General features: G+C 56.9%; 11 protein-coding genes and 1 riboswitch. Of the genes, 4 read left to right on the forward strand and 7 right to left on the reverse strand.

Features of this window, described 5'->3' with window-relative positions:
* Window positions 1–120: 120 nt before the first annotated feature.
* Window positions 121–1,122 carry an iron ABC transporter permease gene (locus J4G14_01845; GenBank protein ID MCE2456545.1) on the reverse strand — a complete coding sequence of 334 codons (1,002 nt, stop codon included), beginning with the start codon at window positions 1,120–1,122 and terminating at the stop codon, window positions 121–123.
* A gap of 110 nt (window positions 1,123–1,232) precedes the next feature.
* Entirely contained in the window at window positions 1,233–2,123 is an 891-nt protein-coding gene (locus J4G14_01850) for an ABC transporter substrate-binding protein (protein ID MCE2456546.1), read from the reverse strand.
* Window positions 2,124–2,477: 354 nt separating this feature from the next.
* Window positions 2,478–2,614, reverse strand: a riboswitch (cobalamin riboswitch).
* Window positions 2,615–3,035: 421 nt separating this feature from the next.
* On the opposite strand from J4G14_01850, the gene gyrB reads away from it, so the two are divergent.
* Complete coding sequence (gene gyrB / locus J4G14_01855; protein ID MCE2456547.1) at window positions 3,036–4,982, forward strand: DNA topoisomerase (ATP-hydrolyzing) subunit B; 1,947 nt, start codon at window positions 3,036–3,038, stop codon at window positions 4,980–4,982.
* A gap of 33 nt (window positions 4,983–5,015) precedes the next feature.
* Here gyrB and J4G14_01860 read toward each other — a convergent pair whose 3' ends face one another.
* Window positions 5,016–5,921 (reverse strand): cysteine synthase family protein, encoded by a 906-nt coding sequence (locus J4G14_01860; protein MCE2456548.1) that lies wholly within the window; start codon window positions 5,919–5,921, stop codon window positions 5,016–5,018.
* A 206-nt stretch (window positions 5,922–6,127) separates the two neighbouring features.
* Here J4G14_01860 and ligA point away from each other — a divergent pair, with 206 nt between their 5' ends.
* Window positions 6,128–8,176, forward strand: coding sequence for an NAD-dependent DNA ligase LigA (ligA, locus tag J4G14_01865; GenBank protein ID MCE2456549.1), 2,049 nt, complete (start codon window positions 6,128–6,130; stop codon window positions 8,174–8,176).
* On the opposite strand, the gene J4G14_01870 is transcribed toward ligA, so the two are convergent.
* The 3 genes from J4G14_01870 to J4G14_01880 are packed head-to-tail and all read right to left on the reverse strand — an operon-like array spanning window position 8,135 to window position 10,657.
* On the reverse strand, window positions 8,135–9,085 hold the full coding sequence (locus tag J4G14_01870) for an LLM class flavin-dependent oxidoreductase (protein ID MCE2456550.1): 951 nt from the start codon (window positions 9,083–9,085) through the stop codon (window positions 8,135–8,137). The genes ligA and J4G14_01870 overlap by 42 nt on opposite strands.
* A complete protein-coding gene (gene cofC, locus J4G14_01875; GenBank protein MCE2456551.1) occupies window positions 9,082–9,726 on the reverse strand; it encodes a 2-phospho-L-lactate guanylyltransferase in 645 nt (214 codons plus the stop codon). Before cofC ends, J4G14_01870 begins: the two co-directional genes overlap by 4 nt.
* Entirely contained in the window at window positions 9,716–10,657 is a 942-nt protein-coding gene (locus J4G14_01880) for a 2-phospho-L-lactate transferase (protein ID MCE2456552.1), read from the reverse strand. Before J4G14_01880 ends, cofC begins: the two co-directional genes overlap by 11 nt.
* Window positions 10,658–10,793: 136 nt before the next feature.
* On the opposite strand from J4G14_01880, the gene J4G14_01885 reads away from it, so the two are divergent.
* Both J4G14_01885 and J4G14_01890 read left to right on the forward strand, forming a co-directional pair.
* Window positions 10,794–11,999 (forward strand): DNA replication/repair protein RecF, encoded by a 1,206-nt coding sequence (locus J4G14_01885; protein ID MCE2456553.1) that lies wholly within the window; start codon window positions 10,794–10,796, stop codon window positions 11,997–11,999.
* 25 nt (window positions 12,000–12,024) lie between these two features.
* The gene (locus tag J4G14_01890) at window positions 12,025–12,795 is read left to right on the forward strand and encodes an NAD-dependent deacylase (GenBank protein MCE2456554.1); all 771 of its coding nucleotides are present in this window, start codon (window positions 12,025–12,027) and stop codon (window positions 12,793–12,795) included.
* Window positions 12,796–12,820: 25 nt separating this feature from the next.
* Here J4G14_01890 and J4G14_01895 read toward each other — a convergent pair whose 3' ends face one another.
* On the reverse strand, window positions 12,821–13,702 hold the full coding sequence (locus J4G14_01895; GenBank protein MCE2456555.1) for a WD40 repeat domain-containing protein: 882 nt from the start codon (window positions 13,700–13,702) through the stop codon (window positions 12,821–12,823).
* Window positions 13,703–13,713 lie beyond the last annotated feature (11 nt).

Below are 13,713 nucleotides of genomic sequence, written 5' to 3' on the forward strand. Positions count from 1 at the left end.
CTCCGGTCAGGACCGAACGTCTTCCATAGCCAGCCCACGCCCCTTTAATCGAGATGGCGGATTGACCGGTCTCGCTGGGGCCAATTTCGCGAGCTGCAGTGGATGTTTGACTTGGAGAGATCAAACTTCACTCGTCCGTCTTCGCATGAGGATAAACAGGAAGAAAGGAGCCCCGCAGAAGGCGGTAACAACCCCAACAGGAAGTTCTCCCGGGCTGACTATAGTTCGTGCAACCAGGTCTGCCAGAACTAGAAATGTCCCGCCCACAAGGCCGCTCATGGGAATAATGAACCTGTAGTCGACACCCCAGAGAATGCGTACGACATGAGGTGCTACAAGCCCCACAAACCCTATCAACCCACTGAAGGAGACAGCGGCTGCCGTTGCCAGGGTTGCGGCAACGATAAGAGCGATCTTCACCCTCTCGACATCAACCCCCAGCATTGAGGCGTGCTCCTCGCTGAGCTGCACCACATTTAGTATTCTTGCGAATCCCAGCAGCACGCACACACTGGGCCCCAAATACAGCAACACGACGAGACTGTCGCTCCATTCAGCGGCAATGAAGCTGCCCATGAGCCAGCTCAACACGGGCCTGAGGTCCGGGTCGCTGCGTATCATAAGCAGACTTGTCACTGAGGCTGCCAGTGCTGAGATTGCCACTCCAGCCAGGATAAGCGTCGTGAGGGGCGTGCCCTGAACGCGCCTCGCAACCGTGTATGCGATAGCAACCGAGGTGATGCCTCCACCGAACGCGGCTATTGGCAAGATTCCAACTCCGGCGAGATAGAGTGGGATGCCCGTCAGAAGCACTATCGTAGCCGCAAGTCCCGCCCCGGACGCTACACCCACCAGGTACGGGTCAGCAAGTGGGTTCTTGAACAGCCCTTGGTAAGCTGCCCCAGACATCGCCAGTCCCGCACCCACGATAAGTGCCAGGGCAACGCGCGGAAGTCTCAATTGCCACAGGATTGTGTTCCACGAGTCCGGATGGCCTGATTCGCCTACGCCTGGAAGTCGCGCTCCAAGCATCTCGATGATCGCGTTCAGAGGTATGTATACCGAGCCCTGGCTGGCAGCAACCATGGCGGCCAATAGAGCGACTGCCAGCCCTGCCACCAGCCTCCGCCAGGGATATCGGAGTCCCACGACCCTTGAGGCAACGGCGCTGACTCTGGTGCTGTCAACCTCTCCGACTGCCATCTCCCTACTTCACACCCCTCCCCGCCTTGCTACTCGAAGATTCCTGGGTAGACCAGACGGGCCATCTCTTCAACTCCCTCGATGAACCTGGGTCCCTGGATCGACAACGCATCTGTACTGAGTGTCAGTAATGTCCCATGCCTGACTGCGCGAACGGACTCGAATGCCGGTTCACCAGTGAAGCCTTCAGGGTCAGACGTGAAGATGATTGTCGGGTCACGTTCCACAATCACCTCGGGGCTAATCTGGGCATACCCCTCGATGTCGTGGGCGACGTTCTCAAGCTTCAGTAGATCGAAGACTTCCTGCATCATCGTGCCCTGGCCAGGAGCCCAGAATCCGCCCACATCCTGCAGCACGGTCGGTCCAGCACCAATAGGTTCCATAGTTTCTCGAATGGCAGCGACCCTTGCCTCGAAGTCTCTGGCCACTAGCTCGGCTTCATTTGGGTTCCCGACTATCTTGCCCCACGTTCGAATGTGGTCGGCGATCTTCTCGAAATCGTCAGTCAGCGAAGGGATGTAGAGTACCTTGAGTCCCGCCCGCTCCAGGTCCTGCACGAACCGGTCGAAGAAGACAAAGACGAGGTCGGGTTCCAGCGCGACTGTCGCCTCGATGTCCATGTTGAAGGCATCGCCTACCCGTGGGATGTCGGCAGCTTCAGGAGGGTAACTGACGTACTGGTGAGTCCCGACGATCCGCTCGCCCTCTCCTATGGCGAATAGGATTTCTACAATCGCAGAGTCAAAAGCGACTATCCTCTCGGGAGGCTGATCGAACGTAATCTCGCGTCCGTCCCCAGACTTCACTGAAACTGGGTATACGGCGGGTATTGGAGTCGGTTCTTCCACCCTGAGTCTTGAAGGGGGAGTCTCAGCGCGCTTTGGTAGTGTGCCAACTTCAAAGACCCCGATTGCCATGTCAGGGACCCTCGTCGGTGCCGGCGCTGGGGGGTGAGGCTGTGCCGGCTCAGTCGACGGAGCGGTCTGTGGCGCGAGAGCCGGTTGTGCTGGTGCTGCGAGTGCTGGAACTTCCGGCGCTGGCGGCGCGCCAGGCTCATTCGTTGCACAAGCGATCATGCCGATCCAGACAAGGAGCAGGCCTAAAAGGGATATGGTGAGTCTTTGCAATTTCAACTCCATCAGTTGAAGTAGCCGACCATGCCGTACACAGGGGTGACACAGTGTCCGTTCTTGATAAAGAAAAGACCCTGCTTCCAGGAAGGAGCAGGGTCAGTCGCGGCTCTGCGGGCCGATTTCGTACCTTTCCTCGAAGGCCAAGTTGTCGACGGGAGTAGTGGACCGGGCTCGCTTCGCACTTCAGCGAAGCCTACCGTTGCGGGACAGCGCTGGACTTCGACCAGCTTCCTCTCTTAGGCCCTTTGACGGGCGCTCCCGCCGTCTCTGATTCTGTTTGACAGGTTCAACACGCAATATGCGTTGGCTAATGATGAACGCACACAACTCCCCTGTCAAGAAATCGGCGACTGGACGCTTGGATGCTTCGCAAGTCGGCAGTAAGACTACACAGGTTTCAGCACCTGTCGGGGTACCCTCTGCACCTGCAAATCACGTTTGAGGAACGCGTCAGCCCGATTGAGTATACGTTCGAAAAATGATACAATTGTCCTACTGCTATTTGTACGGAAAACGTCGCATCCAAACGGCTGGCTTGGCTCTCGACTGAAGCATTTGCAACTACGTTGAGAGGGCCGTTAACCCGACTACCTATAGGCATGAACTGTGCCAGTTGGAAGCTGCGGATGCTCCATTCGAGGATTCCAGTCTCAGACTGGGCCGCGTAGCGCTACTCAACCTCTACAGGAGTTTTGTATGGCAACCAGACCGGACGACCTTGGCCAGTACACCGCGACCGACATTCAGGTCCTCGAGGGCATGGAGGCCGTACGTCGCCGGCCAGGAATGTACATCGGCAGCACCGACCAACGCGGCCTGCATCACCTGATTATCGAGATCGTCGACAATGCTGTCGACGAGTTCATGGCTGGTTTCTGCGAAAGCGTTGAGATTACGCTGCATGAAGACGGCTCGGTCACGGTTGTGGACGACGGCAGGGGCATCCCTGTAGACAAGCACCCCACCACAGGGCTATCCGGTGTCGAGACGGTGATGACCACGCTCCACGCTGGAGGCAAGTTCGGCGGCAAGGCATACCAGGTATCAGGTGGCCTGCATGGTGTTGGAGCCTCGGTAGTAAACGCTCTCTCCGAATACCTCAATGTAGAAGTGTACCGCTCTAACAGGGTCTATTATCAGCCATTCTCGCGCGGAATTCGACAGGAGGATCTACGCTACCGGAGGGCGAGTCCCGATGAGAGGGAAAAGTCAGGGACAGCCGTCACTTTCCTCCCCGACAGGCAGATATTCCACGAGTATGAGTATGACTTCAACGTGCTTGCTCAGCGCTTCAAGGAGATGGCCTATCTGAACAAGGGACTCCGAATTAGATTCAGGAGTCACTACCACGCTGACAGATGGCCCAATAACGAGGTCACCTACTATTTCGACGGTGGCATTTCCAGCTTCGTTTCCAACCTGAACCAGACGCGGGAAGTGCTGCATCAGAAGCCAATTTACGTGGAGAAGCAGCTTGAGGCCGGCACAATCGTCGAAGCTGCTCTGCAATACAACGACAGCTTCAACGAGTTCGTCTACTCGTTCGCAAACTGTGTTAATACACACGACGGGGGATCACACATCACCGGCTTCCGCTCTGCACTGACCAGAGTGATGAACGACTACGGACGCAAGCAGAACATAATCAAAGAATCTGAACCCAATCTGGCCGGTGAAGAAACGCGCGAGGGACTGACTGCCGTCATCAGCGTCAAGCTAACCGATCCGCAGTTCGAGGGACAGACCAAGGGCAAGCTCGGCAATCCAGAAGTCCGAACGCAGGTAGAGAGCGTCGTTGCTGAGGCTGTCCAGTACTATCTTGAGGACAATCCGACCGATGCGAAGCGCATCATAGAAAAGTGTCTGACAGCTCAGCGCGCGCGGGAGGCAGCCAGAAAGGCACGCGACCTCATCATTCGCAAGAATGCGATGGACGGCGGAGGTCTGCCGGGCAAGCTCGCCGACTGCGCTGAGAAGAATCCAGAATTCTGCGAGATCTACCTGGTTGAGGGCGACTCAGCAGGCGGTACCGCCAAGGGCGGAAGAGACCGCAGGACTCAGGCCATACTCCCTCTTTGGGGAAAGATCCTGAATGTCGAGAAGGCACGAGCCGACAAGATGCTCAGCCACGACGGCATCCGCTCCATGATCACTGCGATTGGCGCCGGCTTGGATGACGATCTCGACGTGACGAAGCTACGGTACCACCGCATCATCATCATGACCGATGCTGACGTAGACGGTTCCCACATCAGGACGCTTATCCTGACGTTCTTCTTCCGACACATGCGCGAGTTGATCGAGCGGGGTCATGTCTACATCGCTCAGCCGCCCCTGTACAAGATTACGGCCGGACGCGATTCTCACTACGCATACAGTGAGGGCGAGCGCGAGGGTGTGATGATTCAACTGAAGAACAGGCGGAATGTCCACCTGCAGAGGTACAAGGGTCTGGGCGAGATGAACGCTGAGCAGCTCTGGGAGACCACCATGGATCCTGAGCGCAGGACTCTTCTCCAGGTCACCATCGAGGATGCCGCAGGCGCGGATGAGGTCTTCTCAACCCTGATGGGAGATGTCGTCGCTCCCAGACGCAACTTCATTCAGACTCACGCTCTGGAAGTGAAGAACCTCGACGTCTAATCCGGCAGAACGGAATTAGGTTTGGACGGTAGCTTAGCGCTGGTCCCACATGCCGGTGCTGAAGTATCGCTCGCCGATGTCATTGAAGATCGTAACGACCGATCCTTCTCCGGCCCTTTTTGCCGTCTTGAGTGCTCCAAGCATGTAGGCGCCCGAACTCTGTCCAGCAAACAGGCCCCTGGCTGACAGCTCGAGCGAAACGGTCCTCGCCTCGTCCACGTCTATCGGCAGCATCTCGTCGACCACAGTCTGGTCGAACGTGTTAGGAATGATGTGACCCTCGCCGAGAGGCTTCAATCCTTCGACACCAGGCCATTCCGGCGGGTTGATGCCGACGATATGAATGTCCCGATTATGCTCCTTCAGCCTCCGCCCTACCCCGCTGATAGTGCCTCCAGTGCCGACCCCAGCGACGAAGTGAGTGATCTGCGGTACCTGTTTCAGGATCTCCTCGGCGGTTGTGTCGTAGTGAGCCTGGGGATTGTTCATGTTGGAGTACTGGTCGCACCAGAAGTACCGGTCGGGATCGCTCTCGTAGCGACGCTTGACCTCATAGAGCGTTTCATCATAACCGAGCATTGGATCAGTAGCGATGATTTCCGCGCCGTGAGCAATGAGTCGTTTCTTCCTCTCTTCACTGGCGTTCTCTGGCATGACGAGCGCGACCCTATAGCCAAGGACCGCTCCAATCATGGCGTACGCAATCCCAGCGTTACCAGAGGTGGCGTCAAGAATCGTCTTGTCCCTTGTGAGGTTCCCCGCCAGTATGGCCTCGACCAGCATTCTCAACACCGGCCTGTCCTTGATTGATCCCCCAGGGTTGAGGTGCTCGTACTTGGCAAACACCCGGGCATCCCCAGTGTCATAGTCAAGAGCGACCTGTGCCGTCGGCGTATTGCCGATGGCCTTCAACGGAGGGTACTGCTCAATGAAGTCCAGAAACTCCTTGGAAGGAGCCAATGTCTTACCTCTCAGTTTTCGTTCGTGTGCTCGATCGCCATGTGCTGTACACGTGAGCGTATGGAGTATATCCAGTTGGCAGTTTTCTTTCCAGCAAGAGACCCGAAATTGGCTTAAAATCTGCCCAGGTCGTGCACTATGTTAGACGTACTCACTCCACCTGCCCAGTTGCACCAGGAGCAACAATGACATCTGTACACACAGACGTTCAGTACAGGCTCGCTCACCTCAGGGAGCAGATCAACCGCCACGACTATCTCTACTACGTGCAGTCAAGTCCCGAGGTGTCAGACGCGGAATACGACGTGCTAATGCGTGAGCTCCGCGCCGTTGAAAGTGAGCACCCTGACCTCGTTACTCCGGATTCACCTACTCAGCGCGTATCGGGTGTCCCCGCAGAGGGTTTCAGCGAGGTCACTCATAGGTTGCCGATGCTGAGTCTCGGCAACGCCTTCGATGAAGAGGAACTGGCCGCCTGGCACTCGCGTGTAGCTGAGCAGCTTGAGGTCGAACAGTTCGACATGGTGTGCGAGCTGAAGTTCGACGGTCTGGCGGTCTCGCTGACCTACGAGAAAGGCGTGCTGACTCGTGGCGCCACCAGGGGAAACGGTCTAGTCGGAGAGGACGTAACAGCTAATCTCCGGACGATCCGAAGCATACCGCTAAGACTTAACTCGTCGGACGTACCCTCCGTTCTGGAAGTACGCGGTGAGGTAGTTTTCCCGAAGTCCAAATTCAACGAATTCAACCGATTTCGTGAATCCCAGGGGCTGCCAACTTATGTAAACCCACGAAATACAGCGTCTGGTTCGCTCAGGCAGCTAGACCCTCAGATGACCGCTGAACGTCCGCTCGACATCTTCGTCTACTCAGTCGGTTACAGGGAGGGCGGCGGCGTCCCTGACAACCAACATGACACTCTCAACTACCTGGCCGACCTTGGTTTCAAGGTCAATGAGTACAACAGGCGGTTCACAACAGTCCGCGATGTCGTGGACTGGTACGAGCGCTGGCGCGACGATTTCCACGACCTGGACTATGGCTGCGATGGCCTCGTCGTCAAGGTCAACCGGTTCGACTACCAACGTCACCTCGGAGATGTAGGACGTGAGCCGAGATGGGCCATCGCCTACAAGTTCCCCGCTGAACAGGCGATAACAACCTTGCAGGACGTCAAATTCAATGTGGGACGCACAGGTACAATCAATCCCTATGCAGTCCTGGAGCCGGTATACGTGAGCGGGGTAACGGTAAAGCAGGCCACTCTTCACAACGAGGACTTCATTACCTCGCGCGATCTGCGAATCGGCGACCGGGTAGTCGTCGAGCGGGCCGGGGAGGTAATCCCGCAGGTAGTACGGTCCCTTACCGAGCTGAGGACAGGTGATGAACTCAAGGTAACGATGCCATCGGAGTGTCCAAACTGTGAACAACCTGTAGTTCGCCGCGACGGCGAGGCAATGTCCTACTGCACTAATGCCTCGTGCCCTGCCCAACTGACTCGCATGATAGAGCACTTTGTGAGCAGGGGCGCAATGGACATCGAGGGCTTGGGTGTCAAACAGGGTGAAGCCCTGATCTCCGCCGGGCTTCTTAAGGACGTTGCCGACATCTACTCCCTGCATGAGCATCGAGACGACCTCGTCGGTATGGAGAGAATGGCAGAAAAGAGCGTCAGCAATCTGCTTGAGGCAATCGACAGGAGCAGGAGCCAGCCACTGGCCCGCGTCCTGGTCGCACTTGGTATCCCATTCGTCGGAGGGGAGGTCGCTGGTGTCCTGGCGAGACACTTCCGAAGTATGGATGCCATACACGAGGCATCCGAGGACGTGCTGGTCTCCATTAACGGCATTGGGCCCAAGATCGCTGAATCGGTCCATGGCTACTTCACACAGGAGACCAACGCATCTGTCGTGGATAAACTCCAGCGCGGTGGCGTAAACATGACCGAGGAAGTATCTGAGAGTTCCGGCGATGCCAATTTGGATGGCCTGCGGTTCGTCGTGACCGGGAGACTTCTGAACTACTCGCGCTCAGAAATACAGGACAGGATCAAAGACCTCGGAGGCGCGGTTTCTGGTTCGATTAGCAAGCGTACCGACTACCTCGTGGCCGGTGAGGGCGGCGGCTCCAAGCTGGCTGACGCTCACAAGCTGGAAGTAGATGTACTCAACGAGGAAGAATTCGAGCGGCTACTTGAACTCGGGCGCGATCTCTTCGAGGAACAGAGATAACTGCCGCTCCTGGTCGAACGAAGCAAACCTGACGATCATCGTTTCCGCGCCAGCAGCCTCATAGCGCCGTATGCGGTCGGAGATCAGTTCTGACGGACCGTAAGGCCCCCACCTATCACCCCACATGTTCATTCCGTAGTACATGTTCAGAAACCTGTCGGCCTCTGCCGCACTCTCGTCAGCATCAGTCCCGATGTTTACCGTCATGTAGAACGACCGCTCCAGATCGTCCCCTTGTCTTCCTGATTCTTCAGCATGGTGGCTGACCCTGGAGACTACTATCGAGTACTCGTCGGGATAGTCGGATATCGAGATTACTCCAGATCCAAGACGTGCGACTCTTTCGAATTGCCGCTCACGGCCAGTGCGCCAATGTGCCGCAACGAGAAAAGGCACGCCACCCTTCTGCGGCGATACCGGAGCTATGCTCACATCATTGAATTCGAAGTGCTTTCCCGAGAAATACAGGGGCTCACCGGTAGTAAGGCTCCTGACCACATGCACGACCTCTTCGAACCGTGTGGATCGCGTCTTCGAATCGACACCTGCGTTATGCCACTCACTTTGCTGGGCATCGTTGAATGCGCCACCCACGCCGGATCCGAGAACGAGCCTACCGCCTGAGATGAAGTCCAATGTCGCCGCCTGATGCGCGAGGTGAACAGGATGCCTAAGCGCCGGCAACAGGACAGCTGTCCCTAACCTTACCCGATCTGTGTGTGACGCCACGGCGGTCAGTGTGGTGAGTGGTTCCAGTCGAGGCTTGGCCGTCAGGCTGTCTCCGACCCAGACTGAGTCAAGGCCTGCGCGTTCCGCTGTCTGCGCCAGATCGATTACCTGGCGGAACGCCTCAGGCTTACCTCCTTCCATCACCAGGCGGCGGGTTGGCAAGAGTATTCCAAATCTCAACGTTCAGCAACTCCGTCGGGCTTCACAAAACTCCGAATGTACGATGGCAGACTGTCCAGGCACTGGCGAAGGTCGGTGACTGTATCGACGTCCAACTCAAACCCAGGCGTCCAGAACTCCCTGAACTCTATGTTCAGGTCCATTGCCTGTCCCCTGTGCTTCCTGTGGCTTTCACTTCCCAGCTTTGGTGTGAACTCCAGATCTGCGGGGACTACGAGGGCATTTGTGCCACCGTCGTGAGCAGGACAGATGGTTATCCCGTTAGTGTGTGACACGAGCTCTACAAGGCCCAGGACATCCGAGTCGGTCAGCAGTGGCAGATCACCCGGGATGTAGGCGGCAGCTCCGCCAGCGTCCCAAACACGCTTGAACGCACCATTCACCGCAAGGTTGAGGTCGTTGTACCTGTCGGGACTCCAGGTCGCGTTATGGTCTTCAGCGATCGCCTGAACTCTCTCGTCTCCTCCAACAACAACTGTCCCAGAAACCCTGGAATCACGTAGTGTCCCGAGCACCGATGCCAGCATCACGGCACTGAGTTCAGCGCGCTCTTCGCTGTCGAGGTGGTCGCTGAGCCGTGTCTTCGACTCGGAGAGAGGCTTCATGGGCACGACAACAGTGACAGATGCCTCATGGGGCATGTGCCACCCCTGCAACTTCCAGGATTACACGAGCCAGTTCGATCTTGTCCTGTTCTGTGTTCATGATCGTGTCCACAACAACAGGCACCATCCCAAGGGACCTGATGTCATCAGCATGGTGCCGATCAATGTTATCCAGTACAAACACGTCGCAGATTCCTGAATAGCGTTTGGCGACCCCAACGCATGACACATCTTCACCGAGTTCCCCCAGCAACTTTGCTGCCGGCCCCCTTAGCGCCTTGCCGCCTACAATGGGGCTGACCGCAATGGTTACCCCGCCGAAGCTTTTGATTGCCGTTTCTACTCCCGGCACGGAGAGGATTGGAGCCATGCTCAGCAGCGGATTCGACGGGCAGTACACCAGCACGCTTCTTTCCTGAAGGGCCTCGCTGAACGCCCGCGCCATAGACGCATTGTCTGAACCTTCGTACATCAATTCACTGACAACGGGTTCGCAACTGTGCTTGACGAAGTACGTTTGGAAGGCAAGGACACCCATATCGGTCACGACCTTAGTCCTGACTCTGTCGTTGGTCATGGGAGCGACTGGGTGACTTACACCGAGCGACCGGAACAGCTGAGTCGTAACTTCGGACAACGTCTTTCCCTGCCGAAGCATGTTCGTCCTCACGATGTGAGTCGCCATGTCTCGGTCTCCGAGACCGAACCATGTGTCCTCCCCGAGCTTGCTCAGGTGTTCCAGTGTGGCAAACGTCTCGCCGGTTATACCCCACCCGGTGTAGGGATTAGCCAGACCGGCCAGCGTGTACATGACCGTGTCCAGATCGGGAGAGACATGCAGTCCATAGAACTCCTCATCGTCTCCAGTATTGACAATTATTTGTAGGTCATCCGGGTCGAGAATTCTAGCTAGTCCAAGACACAGCTTCGCACCACCTACGCCACCAGCAAGTGCCAACACACTCATCCTACCGTTATCTCCCCTAAAGCGAGTTCACCGGGCGGGCAGACCCGAAAATCAACGATACTCTAACATGGCTTCTGAGGTCGAACCAAACCATCCCATATACCCTGTGCTAGAATCGTCACGTGTACTCTCGTGACTGAGAGGCAGTCACATCCGCATTTCCCAGCTCAACCTCACCAACTTCCGCAACTACGCGACCGAAGAGTTGCATCTCGACGCGGGCATCGTGTTGCTTCAGGGCCCTAACGGACACGGGAAGTCCAACCTGATCGAGGCGATCCACATGCTGTCGGTCGCACGGTCGACCAGAGCCTCCGGCGACGCCGAACTGATCAACACCGAGGCGCTAAAGCGGTTCCCCATACACGCACAGGTTCTTGGACTAGTTGACCGCGCGGCCGGGCAGGTGCGTCTCCAGATAGATCTCAGCTCAACTGCTACTGGACCAAATGCCCGGGGGGCTTCTACCGACGGCCCGAACCCCAGGCCTACAAGGGCGCAAAAGACACTCCAGGTGAACGGTGTGAAGCGTCGCTCAAACGACTTCGTGGGCGTCCTGAAGGCCGTGCAATTCTCTCCAGAGGACGTCGATCTCAGCACGGGCCCCCCTCAGGTCCGCAGACGATTCCTGGACATGCTGATCTCGCAGTTATCACACTCGTACTTGGCCGACTGGCAGGAGTACAGCAGGGTCTTGAGACAGCGAAACCACTTGCTGAGAGCAATCCGGGAGGGTACATCGAATCGGTCTGAGCTTGAATTCTGGGATGTACGCTTCGCCGTGAGCGCCGGTAGAATCGTGGCGCAGAGGTTTCAGACGCTCGACAAGCTGGGCAGGTTCGCCAATGAGATTCATGCCCAACTCAGCGCCTCAGAGGAACCGCTCACGCTAACCTATCGACCTTCTTCGGATGTAGAGTCCTCCCTGGACGCCCGAGAAGTCGCAAACGCACTCCTCGAAGACTTGAGAGCGACTGTCGCCCGGGAGATTGCTGCGGGCCACAGCCTCATCGGACCACATAGGGACGACTTGTCAGCTTCGATTGGGGACATGGACGTAGTTGGATTCGCATCTCGCGGTCAGGCGAGGACAGTGGTACTCGCCATGAAACTTGCAGAGGCGCGCCTGATATCCGAGTCGATAGGCGATGAGCCTGTGATCCTGCTTGACGACGTGATGTCGGAACTTGACCCCGGTCGCCAGCGTCACGTTCTCGACTTCACGTCGCGATATGAGCAGGTCATAGTCACGACCGCTGAACCTGGGCTGGCTGAACAACTCGGCATTGGCACCGACCGTAGGGTATTTGTCGAGTCTGGTAAACTGACTTCCGCTACGTGACAGCGATTGCTTGAGAGGTACGTAATTGAACAGCGATGAGAAGTCGATCGATGCTGCCGCAGAGATAATCAGCAATTCAAGCTATGTTGTCGCCCTTGTTGGGGCCGGGCTGTCAGCGGAGAGCGGTATCCCCACCTTTAGAGGATCGGGTGGACTGTGGACGCGCATCGGAGAACCAAGCTGGAACGGCTACCAGGAGCTCCTGCGTGATCCCGTTGGATGGTGGAAGGACCAGCTAAACCCGGAGTCCGACCCGGCCAGGACAGAGTTCCGTGCCGCAATCGACGCCGCCCAGCCGAACCCTGGCCATCAGGCCCTGGCCGACCTCGAACAGATGGACATTCTCAAGATGACCATTACGCAGAACGTAGACAACCTGCACGTCCGTGCCGGCTCCACCAGGTTGATTGAAATTCATGGCAATCGCACCAAGTTACGCTGCATCGTTTGTGAAAGCCGTTGGCTGAGGGAAGAGTTCGACTACGAGGTGTTGCCGCCCATCTGTCCTGAATGTGGTGGCCTGGTTAAGGGCGATACCGTGATGTTCGGGGAACCCATCCCACATCGAGTACTCAACGCCTGCTTCGATGCTACAAACCAGAGTGACTGCATGATAGTCTGTGGCACGTCTGCCACGGTGTACCCGGCCGCGGCATTTCCGCAGGCGGTCGCTGAGCGTGGTGGCTTCGTCATCGAGGCCAACCCCAGCCCGACTCCACTCTCAGAGATCGCCGACGTGGCCCTTCGGGGGCCAGCTGGCACTACCCTACCCCAACTAGTTGACACGCTGCGCTGAGGCGCGAGAGCCAAGGGTGAAATCCTTAGTCCTCTAGTGTCCAGACCCTGAGCCTGCCATCAGCGCTCACAGCAGCAACCTTCGAACCATCCGGCGAAGAAGCCACTCCGTACATGCCCTTGATGCCTGTCTCATCCTGGGCGACGACCTCAAAGGTCTTTCCGTCCAGTACTCGAACGCCGCCAGCAACGGAACAAAACAAAAGCTCGGTGCCCCGAACAGTTGCGACCGAATTTGGTCCGGCACCTTGCATCTGACCAGACGACACGGTCTCATAGTCGTCCGAGCCTAGCAAGACCAACTCCCCCTCATACGTGGTGCACAGTAACTGACCATCTGACTTGAAAAGGCATCCGGTGGCTGCCTGTCCGGGCACCTCAATCTCCCTGATAACCTTCCGTGATTCGACGTCCCAGATCTTAACAATGTTGCCGATTCCGGATGTGGCCAATTCGTCTCCACTCGGGGTAAAGCTGACGCACGTTACATTTCGGGGATGAGACACGATGACATCGAGGCTATCCGATCCCTTTGACCAAAACCCTATGCGCCCATCGTAAGACGCGGTAACCCCTGTTTCTCCGCTGGGATCAAAGGAAGAAGCAGCAATCGTATTGCGATGACCGGAAAGCCTGACCACTTCTTCACCACTCGCCCAGTCCCATACTATCGCTGTCCTGTCCGTTGAACCGGTCAATACGAGTGTACCGTCCGGCGAAATGGCGGCAGAGTTCACGCTCTTGTCATGGCCCGTAAACGTCCTGAGCAGGTCGAACTCTGGCACAGACCACACTTTGGCCAGCGCATCCATACCTGTTGTCACGAGCTCGTTGCCGTCAGGCGCGAACGACACAGCCTGCGCGTGCCTGGGATGCGCCTTGAATTCGGCGATCAGATTCAGTTCCATGTTATCCCTCC

The sequence above is a fragment of the Dehalococcoidia bacterium genome, from assembly GCA_021295915.1.
GTDB lineage: Bacteria > Chloroflexota > Dehalococcoidia > Lucifugimonadales > UBA1123 > VXRN01.